The sequence below is a fragment of the Runella defluvii genome, from assembly GCF_014195535.1.
Taxonomy (GTDB): Bacteria; Bacteroidota; Bacteroidia; order Cytophagales; family Spirosomataceae; genus Runella; species Runella defluvii.
The window spans coordinates 35239-59765 of record NZ_JACIBY010000008.1 but is presented as its reverse complement, the minus strand read 5'-3'; the positions used below and the strand labels follow the sequence as shown (position 1 = coordinate 59765).

Here is a 24527-nt window from a genome sequence, read left to right as displayed (position 1 = left end):
AATTAACGAAAGTTCAAAAGCAGGGAAAAAACAATGTGTAAAGGTACATTTTTACCTGAAACTTTCGCGTTCTTTTTCGATGAGTGCGCGTTGGGCTTGATAGGTTTTCAAAAATGCTTGATAATCGGTAGCAGTGGTCATTTGAGCTAAGTCCTGTAGCCCTTCTTCTGCGAAGTCAGTTAGGTATAATTTTAAACACTGAAGAACATACAATTTTTGCAACTCAGGCGCTGTCCGACGAAAGCGTAAGGCATTGAGTAGAATATCGTAGGCCGCTTTTGGATTTTTTTGAGCATTGAAATAGTGGGTCGCCGCCGTCAATACACCCATGTCAAACGGATGCTGTCTCACCGCCGTCCAATAGTCGGCTTTTGTTTTCAATTTAGCAAGGTTTACATAGCTTGGACGGGCTTCTTTGATAAGCCAAAAATCCAGCATCTGACGGGCCATCGCTACCTTTTGGGAAGTATCCGCTACTGTTTCCGACGCCAAAATATCGAGGGCCGTCAATTTGTTTCGGGGATATTCCGCGTACGCTTGGGCTACTTGCAGCTCATGGTAAAAATTACCGTTGTTGCCCGTATTTATCAGTTTTTTAAACAAAATGGCTTGGTTTGTATCTTTCGTAAATTGCCCCAAGTTGTACAAATACGCAAAGTTATTGACACTCAATGCCGAATCTTTGGCAAAATCAGGGGCTACCTTCACGGCTTCGGTGCGGGTATTTGTTAGCTGCACAACGGCCAATCGGTTGGCTTCGTGCGAAAGATTGGCGGCTTTGTTTTCGAGCAATTGCGTTTCTTCTACGTCCTTTTTGGTAAGCCCCAACGACGCCAACGACCCTTTCCCCGACGAGATAGTAAGTGCTTTTGCCCAGAAAGCCAGCAAATTACTCTCCGCCACGTCGCGGTTTTTAGCATTCTGACGTGCCAGCTCAAAATAATAATACGTAGAGTCTGCAATGGCCGTTCGAGAATACAAATACCCTAGATTGTTTTGAATTTCACCATTATCAGGAAACGTTTTTAATCCTTTTCGTAGGTTAAAAACCGCATCAAAAAATAGGTTTTCGTTCAGCAGCGCCTGCCCCAAACCCACATACGCTTGTGGCGTCGGGTCTTTTTGCAAGGCTTGTTGAAAAAAAGACCCTGCCGTAGCCTGATCTCCCTGCCGCAAAGCCAAGGATGCTAGGGCAAAAGCCGACTTATGGTTCTGATAATCAATATCCAATGCTTGTTGGTAATAACCACTCGCCACTGTCCACTCCCGCGTAACGGTATGTAAATCGCCCAATCCATTGTAATAACCCGCCTGCGCTTGGTCGATGGTATAAAAACGATTAAAAGCTAAAATGGCAATCCAAGCCATGCCACCAATCAGCCAAGCCTGCGACTGTAAAAATCGCATGGGTTTGTACACCACTTTATAAACGGCTTTTCCCTGTTTGAACAACGGCCAGAAATTAAGACCAACATAGACCACAAACAGCGTTCCGATGCACAATTGGCTATACACCACCGCATCTTCAAAAACTTCAATAAACGAATTGTTATGGGTAAAAAGCGCAAAGGACATCACAGAAGTCGTCACCAATCCTAGTCCGACGTATAACCATGCCCCAATCTCACGAAAAGGTAAAAATGCTTCGGTTCGTCGGGCAAAACTCCATATCCCTAAAGCAAGACTTATAGTATATATCACGACAGGGCTTATATACCAAAACGCCGCATCACTCTGACGGGTTACTTTGAGATACAACAGATACGTACTAAAAATGTACAGTACCGACAAAAACAAAAAGTTGAACAAACTCGTCTTGCCAAAACCTGTTCGTGGGTTGGTGACGACATACACAAAACCCGCCACAATTTCTATCGACAGCCACCCGATAAACCCAACGCTCAACATCAACATGGGAAGCAAACTATAGGTAGTCGCCGTCAGTGCTTGCAGAGGAGCATTGCTTCCAAAATAAAAAACGCCTACTAAAACGCCTACCACTCCCGCAAATAGAAAAATCCGCTGCACCATCGGCATATCTTCTCGAAAAGCGTGGACATAGTAACTTACAATACCCAACACTGCCGCTACCACCACAAAGCCCGTTGAATTGTCGGTCCCAAAAAGTTGCAGCACTTCAAAATGAGACAGTGAAAGCAGCGTAATGACTAACATCATCGCGCCAATGTACCACCTACGTGGCAAGCCCGAAATTGCGGCCAACAATAGCACAAAACCCGCCAACACGCCCCCCAAATACCCCCAGCCCAGCCATTCGGGGACGTCGATTTGAACAGGTACAAATTGCTCTTTTAAAATATAGGCTTTTCCCAACAAAAAGAGGGTTTCTTCTGACTGCTGTCCGCTATCTGCCGACCGCTGACTGCTATCTGCTAACTGCTGCCCACTCACCTTCAAACTATCGAGCTTTACGGGTACTTCGTCCAATTCGCTCAAAACTTTCCACTCAATCGAATTTTCGATACCACGGTAGTGAAAAAAGAGAAGACAAACCAAGCTAAACGTCAAAAGCCCTAAAGCAGTAAGGTACAAAAACCGCTCAGAACGGTTCCAATTTTGCCAAAAAAGAAGAAATCTCATTGAATTTGAATGAATACTGAATGTCATCAGGCGATCCTGAACCACGTGTTACTAAAAACGTCCTTCCGAAACGGTTATTTTCTCGTTCTTCAAAAAATCGAAAAGCGTTAATCGCCGCAAGGTATAAAAGGAAGTCCAGTATGTCTTCAATCCATTCACATAATTTTGTCGGGCTTGTACGGTTTCGTTGAGGGCGATGCTCAGGTCAGTGATTTATCGCTTACCTAGCTTTGGCTAGCTACGGCTTTTTATTTAAAGAAAAACTAATTGTACTCTTGAGTAAAAAATTGTAGTTTTGGCATAGGCTAGAGTAATCAACTATTTCTATGAAAACACTCATCATTTCTTCACTAATTGTAATTACAAAAGTATTTGGTTGCTTTGGAAATGGGCATTGGGACTCAAATAAGTATCCCCATTTGAATCCTGATAGTACGCAAATCGAATCAACAGTTCGTTTCGAACTAAAAAACTTTCCAACTCCTTATATTATATTAAGATACAGTTTAAACTATCTAACTTATTCTACTGATACTTTAGCAGTAAGTAATGGAGTTTGCGAAAAGAAATATCATTTCGCAAAACCAATAAGCATGGAAGTGATAATAAATGGGATTCAGCGTAAAATATTTATTGCGCCACGTCATCAACTAACCGTTGTTATTGATAAAAATAACACTAAAGACGGAATTATATTTTTTGACTATTTCGGAATTGGAAAAATTGCTAATGATTATTTAGGAAATATAAATATTAGCAGAAATTTACCAACTTTAAGAAATATAGGAAAAACAATAACTGAAGAAGAATATCTAGAAAAAATCGAAAGTCACTACAAAAAATTAGATTCAGTTTATTCTGTCTATGAAAATTTAAGCAACTCGCAGCCTGACGAATCAATTAAATCGTTTTTTAAAACTCAAAAAACAGAATTAGCTTACCATAAATTGGGGCGTTTGATTAATTTCATTAATGCCCGAAATTACAAAGCAGATAAAGCAGTACAATTTTTTAATAAATATATCCAACCAGCAAGTCTCCTGAAAGAAGAAATTGATTTAAACTCAGGAAGTAGTGTCCTTTTTTTTAGCTCGTATTTACCTGACTATATTTTGGCAAGGGTACGAGAATCAAAAGATAACGCTTTGTACCACAAAATTGGTCACTACGCCTATCTATTAGACTATGTATCAAATAATTACGATGGGGAAAAGCGCAATTACGCCATCACCAATAACTTATATTTTTTAGCTTCCGTAGCCAGAAACTACCCACCTAACTATCCATCAGTAGATTCATTAATTACGCTATACGATTCCTACCTAAGCGAAGAAAGAAGAACTTTGATACGACAACGATATTATACTGAAATCGACCCTAATTCAACAAGGTACACAGATAAAGATTTTATCGATGAATTTAAAATTAGTACACCTTCTAATCACGAATATGTACTCAACAAAAAGCTAACCCCTGTTACTGTCATTGATTTATGGGCAAGTTGGTGCGGAAATTGCATTGACACATTTCCTTTAATTGAATCATTAATGACAAACTATTCTACCGAAAAAAAGGTTTCTTTTCTTAAAATCTCTTTGGATGATAAAGAAGAAAATTGGAGAAAAAGTACGAATAAATTACAATTAAAACCTGAAGACTCTTACTGGATTGTTGGGGGTATGAAATCTGAATTTGCTAAAAAATTTGATGTAAAATATTTACCCAGATATATTATTTTAAATCAAGAAGGTAAAATTTTAAAAATGTATGCTCCAGATGTTAGAAACATCAAAGAGTTTACAACTTTAATAGATAAACTAATCCAAGAAAATTAAAATGTATATTTAAACCATTAAACGTATGTCTTTTGAATACATTTGAAATAATATAAACCCATATCTTCGCTTAAAAAATGACTTATGAAAGCATATTATCGGCGTTTATCTGCGGATTTTAATCTGCGCCAATCAGCGGGTAAAACTTTAAAGAAACTTGGCTAACACTTTTTAAAGTTAAAGGTGATATAATACACAACTTCCCAGCGCTCTAATCGCTGATTTCGTCGGGTCGGGAGCAACCACACACAAAAAAAAATCGGGTTGTGAGCAACCCTCAGCACATGTGAGCAACCCTTTTTACGTTATTTCTCGGTGTTTACCGAATTACGATAGGTAGTCAACCTTCCTGAATCCGTTTTGGGAAGCGTTTCGGGGCGCGATTCTTTCGGCCCTAAATTTCTAAATGAATTGAAACTACGGGTAAACAAATAACTGGCCCCATAGGAAACGGCCATTGGTGTGCCCGTAGATGCTAAATACTGATTTTGGACGTTACGGTTGTACATCCGCAGGCGCTGGCTACCGTCGTCATTAAGCCAGTATTCTAGGGTCCAATCCAACAATAAACTCGTCGCATCGTATTGATTTTGGCCGTACGACAAGCGGCCGTCGCGCGTGATGCGGAAACGGTCGTTTAGGAAACGGTACGAAAAGCGTAACTGCAAGTTGTTGAGAGCGTTGATGGTAGGGTCGTTCAAATTAAAGTTTAAGCCCGACACGCCCAACTCTAAGTTTTCGTTCAACGACGACCCCCATTTGTTGATTTGGCTCGTTACCATTTCTCCAATGCTGTTTCCGATACCCGTCGCCGATTGCGCCAAGATGTTGTTTTGGTCAGAGAATAGCTGCCCAAATAACAACATACTACTCACCTGCTGCGACAGAGACTGTTCGTCACGCTTGAGTCGTTCTTCCAAAGCCGTTACAATGTACGAGTAAGCCGCAGGATATTCTTTAAACTTCAAACCATACGTCACTTGAGGCGACAACATTCGCTCGCTCAGGCCAATGGTTACTTCCACTGGATAACGGCGCGACATGAGCGCATCGTTGTTGGAAGTAGAAGTCGTAGTGGTACTTGCTGACAGTACAGGTGCCAACGAAACGTTGGACAAATAGTTTGCCTTTACATCGAGAATTGCACCGTAAGGGTCGCCCGTCCAAGAAATTCGGCTTCCTTTCTGGATTTGGAATTTCTTGTTGATGACATTTTGCAAGGTAAACAAATAGTCCCCGTTTTGAATCTCGTACGACCCTGCCATGTCAAACACGTCGCGGGTATCAATTTTGAGATTAATAAGCCCTCGTCCGTAAGCTTTGATGGCATCTCCTCCTTGGCGGTCAAACTGAATTTCGCAGTACGCATCGGGCGTCATGTTGAGGCGAAAATCCATTTTGATGTTACTTTCTTGGGCGGGAATAACCTTATCTTCTTTCGCGATTTGCGTGGTGGTATCTTCCACTGGCACCACAAACTGGACAAAATCTTCGGAAGCCACTTCGGCCGCACCATCGAGCGGAATGTAGATTTTTGTTCCCTTATTGCTGGTCAAATCGGCACTGATATTCAAATTATTAATGGGGCCAAAAATCTCCATTGTACCCGTTGTATAGGCATTTCCGTAGAAAAGTTCATTGTCCCGAATCGTTGTATTTAGCATTCGGAAGTTGCGCATTTCGGCATCAAACCCTATCGAAAACTTGCTAAATCCATCGTGGTAAACGCCCCCTCGTAAATTGGCCACGTTACCTTCAGGGTCGGTCAGGCGAAGGTTTTTTACCCGAATATCACTTTCTCCAAAATAGACTTTGTCTTCAAATGACAATACCGCTTTTAAATAGTCGAACGTCAAACGTCCTTTTTTTACATCCACCGTTCCATCCAACACGGGCGACAACGCCGCTCCTTTCACCGACACTTTGCCTACTGCCTTACCTGTGATATTCGACACCAACCCCCGCGCAAACGGCTCAATCAAATTGAGGTTCGTTTCGTTAAATTCGGCCGTTAAGTCCAACTCATTGTCAGTGCGGTCGGGAGTATAAGTGCCCGTTACGGTAAATTCGCGTTTCTCGTTTTTGTCCAAATGAATGTCAACGTGCAAGTGCTTATCGACAGGATCCCACTCTCCATCCCCTATCAAGTTGCCCATCAAGAAATTATTGTACGTCAGTTTTTTAATCTGAAGTTGACTGTCAAAAATCAACGTACGATATACATCCCTCATGGTTAGGCTGCCATTGGCCACGCCCCCAAGGTTCACATTTAAGACGGGATTAAGCGTAGCTAGTTCAAAATTATGGGTTTCAAAAGCCAGTTCTTCGGAGGCATTGGTGGACATTTTTCCGTTCAACGAAATCAACTGGTCTTTTTTATCTGCTTTTAAGTTGACATTGCTCAAAAGTACTTCTGAGCCATTGATTGTAATCAGGTTATTAGCATCCAAGTTCCAGTCTTCCTCCAACAAGCGGAGTTTCGACTTTTTGAATTGCAATGACATGTAGTCACCCACAAACCGAAGTTCGCCATTGAGCGTAGCGCGGTTAGGCAGTTTTTGTTGGCGTAAGTTACTACGAAAAGCAATGTGATCTTCGTTCCAAGCGGCTTCGATTTGCATGTTTTCGGTAGGTGCAATGCCAACCAATTTTTGTTGGTCAGACCGAATAATCGCCGATGCAAGCACTTGAGGAGTGTTGGTAAACTTTGAGGTATTCAAATCCACCTCAGTATGATAAAACGAGTTATTTCCAATTTTGAGGGTATCTAATTGCCCCGTCATCGAAAACATTGAGGTATTATCTACCGTAAACACTCCCTCCACACGCGAACCGTTGGAGACGTACCCTTCTGGAAAAAGAAACGCCAACAGGCGATCCATTTTCTTAAATTTCAAATCGTACGCCACACTGTAGCGCTCCCCGATTGGCTTTTTGAGTTGCTTGTTTTCGTAATAAGCGATTTGGGCAGCTTCGTCTCCCAAAAAGTACATTTGGTATTCATCAAACAAACGTGCTAAGTCCACCACCGCTTTGGTGGGTTCAAAGCGTCCATTGGCTTTAAAATTAAAAAACTCAGAGCGAATGTCTAAGTCACGATTTTTCTCTTCTAAGCGAGAGTCAACCAACAAGGTATCAACGACCAAATTGCGGTTTTTAAAAGTAGCGTAGTTATTCAAAAACTTCGCTTTTCCCACCATTTCATCCATCGTATTGCCCTCCAAATCTACGTTCAACTCCGTGTGAATCAACAGGGAGTCTTTCATAAACTTGAGCGCGCGCAAATCGGCGCGTTGTACAAAACCTTCGGCGTGGTAGGAGTACCTCTCTTTATTAAAGTTGAAGGTTCCGTCCACGTCAGCAATGAGGTTGGTATCGCGGACAATCACCGAGCCTTTGAAAAGCTTATTTTGCAGCGTACCGTTCAGATATACATTTTTATAGACGTAGCCGTTGTAGGTAAATTTCGGCATTTTACCATCAAAGCGTAACCCCGCATTTTTGACGTCAAATCCTTTTCCGCTTATTTTTCCGTCCAAATCAAGTTGAGAAAACGCGTCGTCTTCCACCAACTTCCCCAAATCAAAATCTTGGGTTTTCATATCGGCCACGTAGGTAGGAACGGGTGCGGCAAGGTTCATTTCCAGCGCTCGGACGTTGATTTGCCCCATCGCCGTTTTAAAATCCCCGCTCATGTTGAAGCGGTCGATTGTGCCTTTGTATTTACCCGAGAAATCAACAACCCCGAATTTTTTCGCCAAATCATTGAACGATTTTTCGGGATAATATTGGTACAAATCAGCAGCATCAACGCGCGTCTCAATCATGTCAAAATCTAACAACGAGGTCGCAAATTCAGTGACTCCTTTGAAAGCTATTTTTCCACGGAGACGGCTATTTTTCCCAAAACGCAAATCGGTGTTTGTCAATTTGAAATCATTGACCGTTCCCAGAAAATCCCCGTGGACTTTCCAGGTTTCGTTGAGGGTAAACAAATAATCAGCAAACCACCCCAAATCCTCCGAACGCACCCGCGAACTGTCGATGTGGGCTTTCATCAACACCTTGGCATTAAAATCGCCAAAAGCCGATGGTTTGTCATAGTTGAAGGAAATATAATTGCGAATGATTGAGTTACCAATGGGCGCGTACAAATCTGCCAACTCCAGCTTGGTACGGCAGTACATCACGTTGGAATTCAGCCCTTTTACCGTCAAATTAGTGCGTTTATCGTAGGTATGTAGCCCCCGAACTTTCAGGGCGATGGTATCCCCCAAAATCATAAAATTTTTGGCCTCGCCACTTATGCCCTTCAAGGTAAAGTGATTGTAATCGAAGGCTTTACCCGACATTCGTTGCTCACGAGGATCGTCAAAACGAAATGTACCTTCAATCAAATGCACTTGTTTGATATAAAACGGTACATTTTGGTCTTTTACCCCTGGCGAATTGGGGTTTGCAGTCAGCTCTTCGATGCGGGCTATAAATTCGTCTAGGTTCAAATCGCCCGTTTTGGGGTTCTTCACTAACCATACCGAGGGGCGGTAAAGCGTAGCCTCATCGAGCCATGTCCCAAAAGTCTTTTTATCTTTGCCAATCGCCAGCTCCAAAAAGTCGTGGTTGACGTCGAGGCGCTCCACTTGAATCATGGGGCGGCCTTTGCGGTCGCGAATCTCAACTTTTTCAAGCGAAACGGCGTTAAACCATTTAATGCTTACCCTTCCAACGGAAGTCGGGTGCTGAAGTTCTTTAGAAAGTTTTTGGGTAACGTAGCCTACGAGCGAGGTTTGTATCAATGGAAATTGAACACATAGACTTATCATCTCTGCCAACAGCACGACTGTGACAAAGAGGATAAAGAGTGTGTTCAAGATGTGCCAAAGGATACGCTTCATGGGCTGGGTCACTACTCAACAAGTAACGTAAATTTCCAACAAATGTCAACTATTTTAGCCATCGAATCTTCGTGTGATGAAACTTCCGCGGCCGTTATCTCTAACGGCAAAATCTGTTCCAACATTGTAGCGACACAAGTGATTCACCAAAAATACGGTGGGGTTGTCCCCGAATTAGCCTCTCGTGCCCATCAGCAACACATTGTTCCTGTGGTCGAAAAGGCGCTTCTGGATGCAAAAGTAAGCAAAAAAGACCTGAATGCCATCGCTTTTACGCGCGGGCCTGGCCTTTTAGGCGCATTATTAGTAGGTGCATCGTTTGCCAAAGCCTTTGCTTTGGGGCTAAACATACCGCTCATTGAGGTAAATCACATGCAGGCGCACGTATTGGCGCACTTTATTGAAGCCCCAACGCCTTCCTTCCCGTTTTTGTGCCTGACGGTCAGCGGTGGGCATACCCAAATTGTGCTGGTACGCTCGCCCCTCGACATGGAAATTATTGGTGAAACGCAGGACGACGCCGTAGGAGAAGCCTTCGACAAAACCGCCAAATTGCTCAACCTTCCCTACCCAGGCGGGCCGTTGGTTGACAAACACGCCCAACAAGGAAATCCGTTGGCTTACACTTTCCCTCTCTCCGAAATGCCTGGGCTCAATTACTCATTTAGCGGCATCAAAACATCTATTTTGTACTTTTTACAGGGTAAAACCAAGACAAATCCACAGTTTGTCGAAGAAAACATCGCCGATATTTGTGCCAGTGTGCAGCATACGCTCATCAAAATGTTGTTACAAAAACTCCGCAAAGCCGCCCGCCAAACGGGTATTTCTGACATTGCAATTGCGGGGGGTGTATCGGCCAATTCAGGTTTACGGAAGTCACTTTTAGAACTCGGAGAAAAAGAACGTTGGAATGTTTTTATCCCGCGCTTTGAGTACTGCACCGACAATGCCGCGATGATTGCAATGGCCTCCCATTTCAAATTTGAGCAAGCCGCTTTCTGTGAGCAAACCGTGAGCCCCTTGCCTCGCATGGCGTTTTAGAGGCCGTTTAATAAAATCTTTTTAAAATTTCAAATCATTGACTAGCAATAATCTATCATCGTAACTAGAAAATCACTAGCTTTATAATTCCTTTAAAACAACCCTTAACGTTTTGAGCGCGGAAGATGATGAAGCGAGTGATTTTTGTGTTTGTATTTTTCTTGTCTATTTCAATTGATGGATGGGCTGTCCATATTTTTGGAGGCGATTTTCGGATGATAGCGCAGCCTACACAGGGTAATTATACCTTAACACTTACCATATATGCTGATGCCAATACCCTCGGTACTGGAAACGACGACCTGAGTGTGAAGGTGTACATCTTTCGTAAAAGTGACCATGTGAGAATGGACGCTTTTGAGTTGCCACAACAAGTAAACCAAAACAAACCTATCATTTATCAAAATGAAGCTTGTGCGGGAAATCAACAACTGCGTACCGTTGCCCAAATTTATAGTCGCGCTATTAGTTTAAGCCCCGCACGCTATAACGATTCCCAAGGGTACTACATCATTTGGGAACGTTGTTGTCGGACGGCGGGGGTGGACAATCTCCAAAATAGAGGTCAAAACGTCGGGATGGTTTTTACGTTGGAATTTCCTGCCCTTATGCAAAACGGCACTTTTTTTCGTAATTCTTCCCCCGACCTCAGTATCCCCAACGGCGAATACATTTGTATTAATAGGCCATTTAGGATGAACATGAACGCCACCGATGCCGATGGGGATGAATTGCGGTACTCACTTGTAACGCCCTTAAACGGCTATACAACTAATGATGCGGACAATACCATAGGAAAAGGAGATTCTCATAGCACTTATCCCGAAGTTAGGTGGGCCGCAGGCTATGGACTTTCTAATACCATTCCAGGAAACCCTGCTTTAGCAATTCACCCGACTACGGGCTTCCTTACGGTAAGAGCCTCTCAACTAGGCAGATTCGCGTTTGCTATTCTGGTAGAAGAGTTTAGAAATGGGGTCAAAATTGGTTCAACCCGTCGGGAGTTTCAGTTAAAAGTCATTGACTGTGGCGGTGCTCCCCCACCAAGCCCTACCGTATTCAATAACACCAATACGGCTTTACCCGCTTCGGTTGTCGAAATTTGCGAAGGGGCAAATGCGACACTACAGTTTACCTCACAACCCAATGTTTCGTACCAATGGCAAAAAGATGGTATCAACATTCCAAACCAAAAAAGCACAACTGTCACCATCAGCCAAGCAGGTGAGTATCAAGTGACGGCTAGTTATACCAGTCGATGCGCCCTCGACACGGTTTCCCAACTCGTAAAGGTTGTGTTAGCAAAAGGACCTACCATCCGTTTTTCTCCGTCTGATACGGTCAGAATTTGTAATGGCGACACAGCTTTGGTACAAACTACCCAAGGAAACGGTTTTGTTTATGAATGGCGTAGAAATGGCGCAGTACTTCCTTCTGAAACCCGTTCTAGTTTAGCCACAACTCAAATTGGCACTTATCAGGTCGCTGTTCGGAGCACGGTCAATTCCTGTATCAGTCGCGACACCGCCTTCGTTGTGCTTCGTCCTTCCCCCGCAAAGCCAGAAATTACCTCAACCAAAACCTTGCTTTGTCACCGTGATTCGATTCTACTACAAACGGCGCTTACCCCCGATTTAAGTGCTGAATGGCGTTTTAATGGCCAAGTTTTGCCCCAGCGTTTCAACCAATTATCGGTCCAACTTGCGGGGACTTATCAGGTACGAGTTTTTAATGGTAGTTGTTCGGCACTTTCAGACCCCAAAAGAATTACCCAAGTATTGGCAGACACCATCCGATTCGACTCGCTGCTTGCGGTTTGTTATGACCCCGCACTTCGGGTGGCGCTTCAAGGTAGCCCCGCAAACGGGATATTTGTGGGAAATGGGGTTGAAACAAACAACTTAAATGTTCAAAAAGCGGGGGCAGGTCTTCACCCTATTCAATATCAAGTGAGCTTTGGCAATGATTGTGTCTTGTCCAAAACCCGCATTTTGGAAATCAAACCCGTTCCCGTTTTAAAAGCGCCCAACAGCGTTACTCAACTAAAAGATGCTTCGGTGACAGTGCAAGTCCAAAGTGAAACACCCAATGGCGAAACATACCAATGGACACCCCCAACGGGCGTTGAAGACCCTACTGCGTTACGAACCAACATCGCCACTCCCAACACTGAGACTTATACCCTTACCGCCACCGCCGCCAACGGATGTACTTCCGAAATTAGCATTAAAGTAGTGGTGGTACATCTAATGTTTATTCCCGACGCATTTAGCCCCAACGGCGATGGCACCAATGACACGTGGGAAATCAAAAACCTTGAAAAATTCCCCGACGCGGAGGTATTTGTTTACAACCGCTGGGGTGAGCTCATTCACCACCAATCGAAAGACCGCCCTTTGCCTTGGGATGGTTTTTACGAAAATAGCCCTGCACCCATCGGCGAATATACCTACCTCATTTTGCCCAACACGGAGTCCGACAATGTAGCTCGACGGGGTAAGGTTTTACTGCTTCGATAGCGCAAATTCTGCACAATCTTCACATATTTTATCAATAAAAAGGGGTAATAATGCCCCTTTTTTTGCTTTAGAATAACATGACTTTGGGGTCAGAGATGCTCTTTTTTTGTATTCCAACGGAATGGGTAAACAACTGAGTATAAGTCAAAAAACGCAGGAGATAGCGCAAATACAGTCAAAAATAATACAAATGAGCAGGTAGGTGTAGGATAGTCTTTCACACTCTTTTTAGAAATATTTGAATATTAATTTGTCCGTTGCTTAGTTCCCAAATCATTTTTGTGGCTAAACACCAGACTTATTCCTAAAACATAAAATCGTTATCTACATGCTTAACAAAATGAGTGCTAAATTTCTACAAGCAGGATTTCTTTCCGCTATGATAGTACTGAGTGGTTGCAAAGTTTCTAACACAAGCACGGGTACGTCTGAAAAAGGCTTTAAACAAATTTTTAACGGTAAAAACCTCGACGGTTGGGACGGTGACCCTACTTACTGGCGCGCCGAAAACGGTGTACTTATCGGCGAAATTACTCCTAGCACATTGCTCAAAGCCAACAACTTCCTTATCTGGAAAGGTGGCGAACCTGCTGATTTTGAACTAAAAGGCGAATTTAACATTGCCAAAGCGGGCAACTCGGGCATCAATTATCGCAGCGAACGCCTCACGGACGTTCCGTTTGCGTTGAAAGGCTACCAAGCTGACATTGACGGCCAAATCAATTACACAGGTCAAAACTACGAGGAACGTAAACGCACGACCCTCGCCTACCGTGGTCAAATCACGACGATTAGCCCTCAGTCTTCTCCAATGACCCCTGAGCAAGTTCGTGGCAAAGTAAAACGCAATGCCTGGACCGACCTCCAAGTAACAGGTTCATTAGGAACTTCAGACGAGTTAAAAACAAAAATCAAATCAGAAGATTGGAACGAATTTCACTTGGTTATCAAAGGCAATCGTTTACAACATTATGTCAACGGCGTATTGATGAGCGATGTCACCGACAATGACCAAGTAAATGGTAAATCAAAAGGATTTTTGGGAGTACAGGTACACGTTGGCCCTCCAATGAAAGTACAATACCGCAATCTGCGTTTGAAGCAATTGTAGTGCTGTTATTGGTTAACCGTTATCGGTGATTGGTTATCTGTTAACCGTTAACAGTTATCAAAAAACTTCACTAGCGCAATACCATAATCAATGTTAAATACCTAGTAATCACACGACTAACAGATAACAGTTATACAAATAACAGTTAACGATTACACCAGGTTAAACGCATTAAAAAAAGAGCCTCGGAGAGGCAAAACCTTTGTAGAAAAATGTAAAATTCTACGAAGATTTGGCTCCTCTGGAGCAATAAATAGTCACATTTTATTTTAATGCGTTCAACCTGCGATTACACAGACAAAAAACTGCTCAAAAAGAATTATGAATAAAATTGGCTTTAATGTATTGGCTTGGTCGGCGGGAATGTCTGACGAATTATTTCCTATCATCGAACGCCTCAAAGAAATTGGCTACGACGGCGTCGAATATTTTATTGGCGCTCCCGACGAAGACGCTTACAAACGTGTAGGAAATCGCTCGCGCGAACTAGGTTTAGGCGTAACAGCCGTAACGGTGGTTAGCCCCGATACCAATCCCGTGAGCGAATCGGCGACGGTACGTGCCCAAGCCCTCGACCAACTCAAGTGGGTGATTGACCGCGCGCACGACTTAAACGCCGAAGTTCTTTGCGGACCTTTTCACTCAGCCCACGCGCATTTTGTGTCTCGTCCAGCTTCCGCAGATGAATTTGCGCGCGCCGCTGAAGTACTTCATGCCGCGGGCGAATACGCCGCGCAAGCCAATTTAATTCTTGCGCCCGAAGCGCTCAATCGTTTTGAGTGCTACCTCTGCAATACGATGGAGCACCTTGCCAACTTGGTGCAATTGACCAACCACCCCAACGTACGGGCCATGTTCGACACGCACCATGCCAACATCGAAGAGAAAAAATACGAGTCGGCCATTCGTACCATCGCACCTTACTTGAGTCACGTCCACATTAGCGAAAACGACCGTGGCACACCAGGCGATGGCCACATTCCTTGGGACAATGCGTTTGCGGGACTGGCGGCGGTTGGCTACAAAGGCTGGTTGACGATTGAAGCATTTTCTCGTAACGACCCTGATTTTGCCAATGCGATTGGGGTATGGCGCGAATACAACGACCCTTGGCACATTGCCGAAAACGGTCTGACGTTTATTCGAGAAATGTCTATTAAGCATAATTTGTAATTAAAAAACAATGCCCTGAAACGCTATTTACTATGAAAAAAAGCGGTCTTTTGATAGTTTGGTGCAGCTTGCTTTTCGGCGCATTTGGGTTCACCTTCGACAAACCCACTCGCTCAGCCAAAGGCCCGCATCCAATGTCGGCCTACCAAATTGTTTATAAGGGAGAAAAAGGCCCAGGGCGAGGAAAAAATATTGTTTTTATTACCACCGACCACGAATACCGCAGCGAAGAGTCGTTGCCTGCCTTGGCCCGTATTTTGGCCAAACGCTACGGGTTTACTTGCACGGTTATTTTTGGACTTGACGACAACGGATACATTTTACCAGGCAGCTCCAACCTCAAAGGATTGGCGGCGTTGGACAAGGCCGATTTGATGGTGTTGTTTACCCGCTTTTCTAATTTCGATGACGAAGAAATGCAGCACTTCGACGCTTACATTCGTCGCGGAGGCCCTATTGTTGCTTTTCGGACATCTACCCATGCTTTTAACAACAAAGGCAATGCCAAATGGGAGCATTATTCGTGGAACTACAAAGGGGAGAAAAGTGCGTGGAAAGACGGTTTTGGTGAATTGGTGTTGGGAGAAACATGGGTGTCTCACTACGGCACCAACCACAAACAATCCTCAAAACTACTGTTGGAAGACGCCCAAAAACAACATCCTATTTTGCGCGGTGTCAAAGACGTTTGGGTGCAGTCGGGTGGCTATACCGCCTATCCCAACGGAGCTACCACTTTGGCACGTGGGCAAGTGCTTAATGGCATGACGCCCACTTCCGAACCCGACCCTACCAAAGAGTTGCTTCCTGTTGCGTGGATTAAAAACTATTCAGTCGATTCTGGGCCAACGGGGCGTGCTTTTACTACCACCCACGGAGCTTCTGAAGATTTATTGAATGAAGGATTCCGTCGCATGGCAATCAACGCCGCCCTTTGGGCAATAGGCATGGAGCAAGAAATCAAAGCCAACAATCCCATTGAATTTGTCGGCCCTTACCAGCCAACCCCATTCAATTTTGACGGTTACAAAACAAAAGTAAAACCAGCCGATTTGGCCGATTGGAATTCGCTAATCATGCCAGGTGAACTATTCAAGAAAAAATAACCCATCATTTTATGTCAGCATCACTTCCTTTTCGTTTCGGTTCTGAGGTTTATACTTGGTTTATGAGCGGAAACGGCACCACCCACCAAGGGCGTTTGGGCCACATGATTGAAATTATTTCTAAAGCAGGTTTTACGGGAATTCAGCCCATTTTTACGTGGATGGGCGATTTGGTAAACCCCGACCTGTTGGAAGCTAAATTGAAAGAACAAGGCATCGAACTAGCCGCCGTGGCGCTGGCCTTGGAGTGGAACGGTAACGGAGAAAGCGAAGACGAACGCCGCATCGCCGACAACGCCATCGCTTTGTTGCAACGTTTTCCTGGAGCGGTTTTAAATACTGTACAAATTCCGACGGGTCGCCACGACTTAGCTGCGCGTCAGAAAAGCTTGGTGAATATTGTCAACACCGTTTCGGCCCGCGCCAATGCCTTGGGCGTTCCTTGCAGTTTTCACCCCAATTCGCCGCATTCGTCCATCATCCGCACTGAAGAAGATTACAAAATCGTGTTGGAGTCGTTGGATGCTACCGTGACGGGCTGGACGCCAGACGTGGGTCACATTATCAATGGTGACATGGACCCGCTCGCCAAAATGAAAGAATACGCCCCGCTTATCAACCACGTTCACTACAAAGACTGGGACGGGAATCCTGAATTTACGTTGATGGGACGCGGAAAAGTGGATTTGCTCGGCGTTACGCAGTGGTTGAAAGACATCAATTATTCGGGTTGGATTATCTGCGAAGACGAAGGCGAAGAAGCCCTCGACGACCCCGATTTTGTGACCCTCCACGACGGACGTTGGATTTTAAACGATTTAATCCCCAATCTAAAATAACTTTAAACTGATTTAACCACATAGAGCACAATAGAATTAACACATAGAATCACAGATAGCTAAATCCTCCTAGGTTTTCTATGTGAAAAATCTCTGTGAGCTATGTGGTAAAAAAGCAAAGTCTCGTAACCAATCGTCAACGATATGCCTTTTGTTCAAACCAACGGTATCAATTTTTACTACGAAGAACGGGGTGCGGCCAACGCCGAGCCGTTGCTCCTCATCATGGGAATCACGGCAGCAGGCGGTGTGTGGGAGCCCCACGCCTCGTACTGGGCAACCGATTTTCGGTGCATCATTGGTGACAACCGTGGCGTAGGCAAAACCGACAAGCCACAAGGCCCCTATTCTACCGCCCAAATGGCCGATGATTATGCGGGGCTGCTCGACGCGTTAGGTCTGGACAATGTGCACGTTGTGGGCTGCTCAATGGGAAGCACGATTGCGCAACAACTCGCCGTTCGTCACCCCAAAAAGGTACGTTCGCTGGTACTGATGTGTCCGTGGGCACGCTGCGACAACGCGGCCAAAGCCATTTTTACCCACATGATGCACTGCAAAGCGCGCTTCCGTCCCGAGGAATTTAGCTTGTACATTCAGCAATTGATTTATTCAAAATCGTCGTGGGACAACGAAGCCATCGCGGCAGACTTGGAAGCAGGACGCGCCCAAGCGGGCCTCGACCCGTTCCCTCAGCCGTTGCACGGATTGGAAGGACAAGCCGCCGCCTGTATTTCGCACAATGCCTTGGCCGATTTGCCGAACGTTACACAACCGACGCTTGTGATTGGTGGCCGCGAAGACATCTTTACGCCCGTTTGGATGGCCGAAGAAGTGACCAATGCGATTCCTAACGCTGAATTGTATTTGTACGAAAAAGCGGGACATATTTTCCATTTTGAGCACTTGGACGACTTTAACCCACGGGTGAAGAATTGGTTAAGTCAGCATACGTAATATTTATGAACACAAACGAAACAAACACGCAACCTTGGACCAACAAACTGTCGCACGCGGCGCAGTGGGGAGGCATCGAAACCTCCGTACTCGACAACGGCGCAGGACGTGGTACACGCATTGCGTGGATAAATACGGGAACGGGTTTGCGGTACAAAGTGGTGCTTGACCGTGCCATGGACATCGCCGAGGCGTTCTACAACCAACACGGCTTGGCTTGGTTGAGTCATGCGGGCGTTACGCCGCCTCAGCCTTTTTCGGACGGTGGCATTGATTGGCTTCGGACGTTCGGCGGAGGTTTAGTTACCACGTGCGGCTTGAGCCACGTCGGTGGACCTGAGTCGGACGAATACGGTCAGCGCGGTCTTCACGGCGAAATCAGCAATATTCCCGCCGAAATTGAATCCATCGTTCAGCCCGACCCTGCGGCGGGCATGTTGGACATGAGCATTACGGGGATTATCAAACAAGCCCGCGTTTTTGGCCCCGTGTTAGAACTGCGTCGGACGATTTCGGGAACGCTCGGACAACCGACCATCAAAATCCACGACGAAGTCATCAACCGCGCCAATACTCCCGCTCCGCACATGTTACTTTACCACTGCAACTTTGGTTGGCCACTGGTGGACGAAGGAGCGCGCTTGGTGTGGCAAGGCAAATGGCAATCGCGCGATGGCAATCCGCAAAATCCTATTTTTAATAACGACAACGATTTTCGCCGCTGTCCCGCGCCGCTCGAAGCCCACAGTGGTTTTGGCGAAGAGGCCGCCTTTATCGACATCGACGCTGACGCCAACGGACAAGCAAGCTGCGGAGTTTACAACGAAGCGCTCGGTTTTGCCGTAGCAGTTCGTTTTCCCAAAGCTCAACTGCCTTGGCTCACCAACTGGCAGCACTGGGGCAAAGGCGAGTACGTCACAGGCTTAGAACCTGGCACCCACCCTCCGATTGGGCAAGCGGCGGCACGAGCACAACAAACGCTCATTGAACTAGCGCCAGGAGAAAAGCGCAGTTACACCCTTGAAATTGAAATCATTACCGACTCCGCCGCGCTTCGCGACTTTGTTGGTTAACCCTAATTATACACACACAACTTTCATTAATTAACTCTTAACAAGTGCAATTGCACCCCCTGAAAAAATGGCAAATTCAAGTATAGCAGCAAAAGCGTTAGAGCAAGGACAAGGTATTTTACGTTTAGCCCCCACGTGGGTTCCGCGCTCATTTTGCGTTCCTGGTCGTCGTATCAAACTTCACCCCGACGATTATTATGTATTAGGTGGTGTTCGTGGTGGTATCGACGAGCGTTGGCTTTCTTCTACCACCCCAGCCAAAAACGGCCCACTTACGGGCGAACACGAAGGTTTGAGCAAAGTGGTGTTTGAAGAAGGTGGACAAACCGAACAAGTGTTGTTGAAAGACGTCATTGAAGAATTAAAAGGCGAAATCGTTGGCGACCGTCTTTGGGACGAATACCAAAGCTGGCCGATGTATTCAAAATTCTTTGACAACATGGGGCCACTACCGCACCATATCCACCACAACGACGAAAAGGCGGCTTTGGTAGGGCAAAATGGTAAACCCGAAGCCTATTATTTCCCTCCTCAACTCAACAACCACGGTGGTGATTTCCCCTATACTTTCTTCGGAATTACGCCAGGTACCACCAAAGAACAAATCAAGCAATGCTTGATGGACTTCAATAAAGGTGACAACAAAATCACCAATTTCTCGTCGGCTTATAAATTAGAACCAGGCACAGGCTGGGACGTGCCTCCAGGAATTTTGCACGCGCCAGGTAGCTTGTGCACCTACGAGCCACAAAAGGCTTCCGATATTTTTGCCATGTACCAAAGCCTTGTGAATGAAGCAATTGTACCAGAAGAATTGCTTTGGAATGGCACACCACAAGACAAAATGGGTGATTATGATGAGTTGGTTTCGGTGATTGACTGGGAAGCCAATGTTGACCCCAATTTTGCCGCCAATCACTTTATGATGCCTAGACCCGTGCATCCGTTGGAAGAAATGCAAGCCCAAGGATACGTAGAAAACTGGATTTGTTACCGATCTGAGGCATACAGTGCCAAAGAACTAACCGTTTTGCCAGGCGCTACTGTCACCATCACCGACAACGCGGCGTACGGCTTAATCATGATGCAAGGACACGGTAAAATGGGCGTGTGGAACATCGAAACTCCTGCCTTGATTCGTTACGGACAATTGACCAACGACGAGTTTTTTGTCACTGAAAACGCAGCGAAAGCAGGTGTTACCATCACCAACTACTCGTCAACGGATCCGATCGTGATGTTGAAGCACTTCGGGCCTAATAACCCTGATTTGGTCGTAGTGAAGTAATTAAACTACCCTAAACCTATAAGGTTTTTGAAATCTTATAGGTTTTAGGTTCTATTCATACGTTTTAAATGCAAACTAATCAAACCTGTAAGGTTTTGAAAACCTTACAGGTTTACCAAAATTAAACCTTTTCTAACAATGGCAGAAAACAATTTTCCAAAACTCCACAATGCCACTTGGCCTGGGATTGTGGGTAAAGGCCCAGATTCAGAGCCTGCAATCGCATTTGACACCATGCTCGAAATGACTGCGGCAGCAGAAGTGGACGGCGTAAAATTTGACGGCGTGGACGTTGGTCTTTTTGACCCTCACTACGACCTCGATATATCGGACGACGGCATCAAGCGCCTCGCCGACAAAGTAGCCAAGCACGGCCTCGAAGTAGGTAGCTTGGTGGCACCTATCTGGGGTGGCCCTGCGATGGGTACCAAAGAACAACGTGCCGAATTTGTGGAAATGGTGCGTAAATCATGCCACATCGGTCAAAAACTCCGCGAGTGGGGACTGCGTCCGAACGGCATTGTTCGTATCGACTCAGCAAGTAGCCCGCACGATTGGGCACTTGACCCCGCAGGAAACACCAAGCTCATTGCCCAAACGTTCCGCGAAGCCTGCGACGTAGCCGCTGATTTTGGTGAAAGCCTAGCCGCCGAAGGAGAAATCTGCTGGGGCGGGATGCACTCGTGGAAATACATGCTCGACACGCTAGAGGCCGTTGACCGCAAAAATATTGGTTTCCAAGCCGATATGTCGCACACGACTTTGTATTTGTTGGGTTACAATGCGCCAGAACACCGCGTGTTGCCCGAAGATTTCCAATGGGGCGACCGCGAAACCTTCCTCGAAGGTTTGCGCAAATTGACCGCCGCCTTGCGTCCGTGGACCATCGACTTCCACGTTGCCCAAAACGACGGCACCGTGTTTGGTTCAGGCTCACACGACAAAACGGGTCGCCACTGCCAAGCCACCGACCCGAACGGTAAACTCGACATCACCAACGACGCGGGACTTTGGCTTCGCAACGAAAGCGGTGAGTTGACCAAGGCATTCAAGCACATTTGCTGGGATGGCTGTATGTTCCCGAACGCGGTCATGAACAACCAACAAACGTGGAACGACATCCTCGCGGCCATGATTAAGGTTCGCAAAGCACACGGATGGGTAGAATAAATTAACTTAACCCCACCCCTGCCCCTCCCCTGTGAGGGAGGGGTAGAGTTACCTCCTCCCTCACAGGGGAGGAGGACAGGAGGTGGGGTTCAAAATACTATAAAACTATGTCAGCTAAAAAAGAAATCAGAATCGGATTAGTTGGGACGGGTTTGATGGGCCGTACCCACGCCAACGGATATAATCGAATTGCCAATTTCTTCCCAGAATTGGAGTACCGCCCCGTTTTGAAAGCGGTGTGTTCACGTAACCCTCAAAATGTGCAGGCATTTGCCGAGCAGTGGGGTTTTGAATCGTACGAAACCGACTGGAAAGCATTGATTGCCCGCGATGACATCGACGCGGTTGATATTTGTACGCCCAACGACAGCCACGCCGAAATCGCGTTGGCAGCAGCGGCAGCGGGCAAAATGATTCTTTGCGAAAAACCACTTGCACGCACCTTGGCCGAAGGCGAAACCATGGTGGAAGCAGCCGAAAAAGCGGGCGTTAAAACCACCGTTTGGTACAACTACCGTCGGATTCCTGCCGTGACGTTGGCCAAACAAATCATTGATTCGGGGAAATTGGGCAAGATTTTTCACTACCGCGCCAACTTCCTACAAGACTGGACCATCAACGCCGATCTACCGCAAGGAGGAACGGGGCTGTGGCGCATGGACGTATCCTCGGCGGGTTCGGGCGTAACGGGCGACTTATTAGCGCACTGTATCGACACCGCAATGTGGCTCAACGGCGCCATCACCGACGTTTCGGCTATGACCGAAACCTTCGTCAAAGAGCGTATGCACCAGCTTACGGGCAAGGTAGAGCCTGTGGGCATCGACGACGCTTGTCTTTTCCACTGTCATTTTGCCAATGGTTCGTTGGGCTTGTTTGAGTCAACGCGCTATGCACGCGGCCACAAAGCCCTTTATACGTTTGAAATCAACGGCGAACACGCTTCGATTCGTTGGGATTTGCACGATTTGAACCGCCTCGAATACTTCGACCACAAGGACGAATCTATCGTACGCGGCTGGCGCTCCATCCACGTTACCGACGGCGACCAACCGTACATGAACCGTTGGTGGATTCCTGGCTGCGGTATCGGATACGAGCACAGCTTTATCCACCAAGTAGCCGATTTCTTGAAAAGCCTCGAAGACGGTTCACCTTGCGGCCCAACGTTCAGAGACGCGCTCCAAACTCAAAAAGTATGCGAAGCGGTCATTGAATCGGCCAACTCTCGTAGCTGGAAAGATACGGGTGCTGAGGCGATTGGGTAATCATTCTAACCTTTCCAAGGTTTTGAACCTTGGAAAGGTTTACAAAAATTCGAGTTTTGTACTTATCGGGTTTTATTATTGTTTCTACGGTCAAAGAACCCTGTTTTTTTAATTCTTCTGAATAATTTTCTACATTTAGGATTTTCAAGCAATTACTAATTTGACCAACATTGCTTCCTAATGAAATCCTTCCCTGAGATTTTTATCTATTCTGACCAGCCAGTAACTTGCCCAAATTGTGGTTCAAGGTCAGAGATTATATTAGAACTATCCCAAATAAAATATCAAACTCAAATCCATAAGTGTATCAATATAAAATGTGTGCATGAGTTTGAAATGCAATATGATGAAGAGTTTGATAATGGAGCTTTATTATGAAACAAGGGCAAAGACTATGGACAAGAGATGAATTAATATTGGCAATTAATTTGTATTGCACACTACCCTTTGGCCGTTTGCATCGATTAAATTCAGAAGTAATAAATCTTGCCAACCTGATAAATAGAACGCCAAGTTCAGTAGCATATAAATTAGTAAACTTTGCCAGTTTAGACCCAAGTCTAAAAACAAGAGGTATAAAAGGTGCTTCTAATGCAAGTAAAGCCGATAATGAAATTTGGAATGAATTTTTCAACAATTGGGATGTACTCCCCTATGAGAGCGAAAAATTGTTAGCACAATTTGAACATACAACTGTTGAAAAATTATACGAGATTCCTGAAGATGCTCTACTAAAAGAAGGAAAGACAAGGGAGCAAGTAGTAAAGGTAAGAGTTAACCAATCATTTTTTAGAAGGTCAATACTAGCCGCGTACAATAATACTTGCTGTATTACAGGAATTAATAAACCTGAGTTTTTAATAGCAGGCCACATTCGTCCGTGGGGAATTGATGAAAAGAACAGGCTAAATCCAAGAAATGGAATAGCAATAAACGCTTTACACGACAAAGCATTTGAAGCAGGATATATTACAATTACCCCTGATTATAAGGTAAAAGTTTCACCATTAATACTAAAAGACAAAAATCAACATACTTTTGATTTCATTGGTAAGTTTGACAATCAACCCATTAATCTTCCTTCACGTTTTTTACCTGACGTTGAATTTTTGAAATATCATAACGAAGAACGATTTAAAATATAGCGATTGAAAGACTTCTAGCCTCTATTTTTACATTTAAAGACCCCTATAAATAAATGGCAAAAACAACCTTTTGGGACGTAATAGATAAAACGATTGAAAAAGTTGGAACACCGCTTTCGGCAAAAGAAATTTGGGACAAAGCCAATGAACTTGGCACGTTAGGCGATTTTACAACCACAGGCAAAACTCCTTGGGCGACCATCGCCGCCTATTGCTACACTGACATAAACAATAACGCAGAAAACTCAATGGTTATTCAAACCAGTGAACGGCCTGCTCAGTTTTTTTTAAGACGTCTCAAAAATCAGGTAGATCTTCAAAAAGTCCAGAAACAAAAGGATACCGAAATTGCCCAAAAAGACAAAATCGAAACCAAAAGATTCAACGAGCGAGACTTACATCCTTTATTGGTTTCTTATGCCTATGGTGCTAGTCATTTTAAAGCAAATCTAAAGACTATTTTTCACGAAATTTCAACCAAAGCAATTAAGGGGTAAAATGAG

Annotated in this window: 16 protein-coding genes; 14 read left to right on the top strand and 2 right to left on the bottom strand. The window is 45.1% G+C overall.

Going from position 1 to position 24527, the window contains the following annotated elements; translation table 11 throughout:
• Positions 1-51: 51 nt before the first annotated feature.
• The gene (locus tag FHS57_RS18585; RefSeq protein ID WP_183976317.1) at positions 52-2601 is read right to left on the bottom strand and encodes a tetratricopeptide repeat protein; all 2550 of its coding nucleotides are present in this window, start codon (positions 2599-2601) and stop codon (positions 52-54) included.
• A 326-nt stretch (positions 2602-2927) separates the two neighbouring features.
• Here FHS57_RS18585 and FHS57_RS18580 point away from each other — a divergent pair, with 326 nt between their 5' ends.
• Positions 2928-4436 (top strand): TlpA family protein disulfide reductase, encoded by a 1509-nt coding sequence (locus FHS57_RS18580; RefSeq protein WP_183976316.1) that lies wholly within the window; start codon positions 2928-2930, stop codon positions 4434-4436.
• A gap of 305 nt (positions 4437-4741) precedes the next feature.
• Here the strand turns inward: FHS57_RS18580 and FHS57_RS18575 are convergent, their stop codons facing one another.
• Positions 4742-9331: a translocation/assembly module TamB domain-containing protein gene (locus tag FHS57_RS18575; RefSeq protein ID WP_183976314.1), complete on the bottom strand. Its 4590-nt coding sequence runs from the start codon at positions 9329-9331 to the stop codon at positions 4742-4744.
• A gap of 42 nt (positions 9332-9373) precedes the next feature.
• On the opposite strand from FHS57_RS18575, the gene tsaD reads away from it, so the two are divergent.
• From tsaD to FHS57_RS31685, 13 genes are all read left to right on the top strand, one after another.
• Positions 9374-10375 carry a tRNA (adenosine(37)-N6)-threonylcarbamoyltransferase complex transferase subunit TsaD gene (gene tsaD, locus FHS57_RS18570; protein WP_183976311.1) on the top strand — a complete coding sequence of 334 codons (1002 nt, stop codon included), beginning with the start codon at positions 9374-9376 and terminating at the stop codon, positions 10373-10375.
• Between the two features lie 125 nt (positions 10376-10500).
• Positions 10501-12894 (top strand): gliding motility-associated C-terminal domain-containing protein, encoded by a 2394-nt coding sequence (locus FHS57_RS18565; protein ID WP_183976309.1) that lies wholly within the window; start codon positions 10501-10503, stop codon positions 12892-12894.
• A 379-nt stretch (positions 12895-13273) separates the two neighbouring features.
• Complete coding sequence (locus FHS57_RS18560; RefSeq protein WP_229601400.1) at positions 13274-14005, top strand: 3-keto-disaccharide hydrolase; 732 nt, start codon at positions 13274-13276, stop codon at positions 14003-14005.
• A 321-nt stretch (positions 14006-14326) separates the two neighbouring features.
• Entirely contained in the window at positions 14327-15178 is an 852-nt protein-coding gene (locus tag FHS57_RS18555; RefSeq protein ID WP_028522643.1) for a sugar phosphate isomerase/epimerase family protein, read from the top strand.
• Positions 15179-15210: 32 nt separating this feature from the next.
• The gene (locus tag FHS57_RS18550) at positions 15211-16284 is read left to right on the top strand and encodes a ThuA domain-containing protein (RefSeq protein ID WP_183976307.1); all 1074 of its coding nucleotides are present in this window, start codon (positions 15211-15213) and stop codon (positions 16282-16284) included.
• An 11-nt stretch (positions 16285-16295) separates the two neighbouring features.
• Positions 16296-17123: a sugar phosphate isomerase/epimerase family protein gene (locus FHS57_RS18545; protein WP_183976306.1), complete on the top strand. Its 828-nt coding sequence runs from the start codon at positions 16296-16298 to the stop codon at positions 17121-17123.
• Between the two features lie 144 nt (positions 17124-17267).
• Positions 17268-18080 (top strand): alpha/beta fold hydrolase, encoded by an 813-nt coding sequence (locus tag FHS57_RS18540; protein WP_183976305.1) that lies wholly within the window; start codon positions 17268-17270, stop codon positions 18078-18080.
• Positions 18081-18085: 5 nt separating this feature from the next.
• A complete protein-coding gene (locus FHS57_RS18535; RefSeq protein ID WP_183976304.1) occupies positions 18086-19153 on the top strand; it encodes an aldose 1-epimerase family protein in 1068 nt (355 codons plus the stop codon).
• 67 nt (positions 19154-19220) lie between these two features.
• A complete protein-coding gene (locus FHS57_RS18530; RefSeq protein ID WP_183976303.1) occupies positions 19221-20441 on the top strand; it encodes a cupin domain-containing protein in 1221 nt (406 codons plus the stop codon).
• Positions 20442-20579: 138 nt separating this feature from the next.
• The gene (locus tag FHS57_RS18525) at positions 20580-21611 is read left to right on the top strand and encodes a sugar phosphate isomerase/epimerase family protein (RefSeq protein ID WP_183976301.1); all 1032 of its coding nucleotides are present in this window, start codon (positions 20580-20582) and stop codon (positions 21609-21611) included.
• Positions 21612-21718: 107 nt separating this feature from the next.
• Positions 21719-22879 (top strand): Gfo/Idh/MocA family protein, encoded by a 1161-nt coding sequence (locus FHS57_RS18520; RefSeq protein WP_183976299.1) that lies wholly within the window; start codon positions 21719-21721, stop codon positions 22877-22879.
• A 374-nt stretch (positions 22880-23253) separates the two neighbouring features.
• Entirely contained in the window at positions 23254-24024 is a 771-nt protein-coding gene (locus FHS57_RS18515) for an HNH endonuclease (protein WP_183976297.1), read from the top strand.
• Positions 24025-24077: 53 nt separating this feature from the next.
• Positions 24078-24521 (top strand): HTH domain-containing protein, encoded by a 444-nt coding sequence (locus FHS57_RS31685; protein ID WP_221225671.1) that lies wholly within the window; start codon positions 24078-24080, stop codon positions 24519-24521.
• Positions 24522-24527 lie beyond the last annotated feature (6 nt).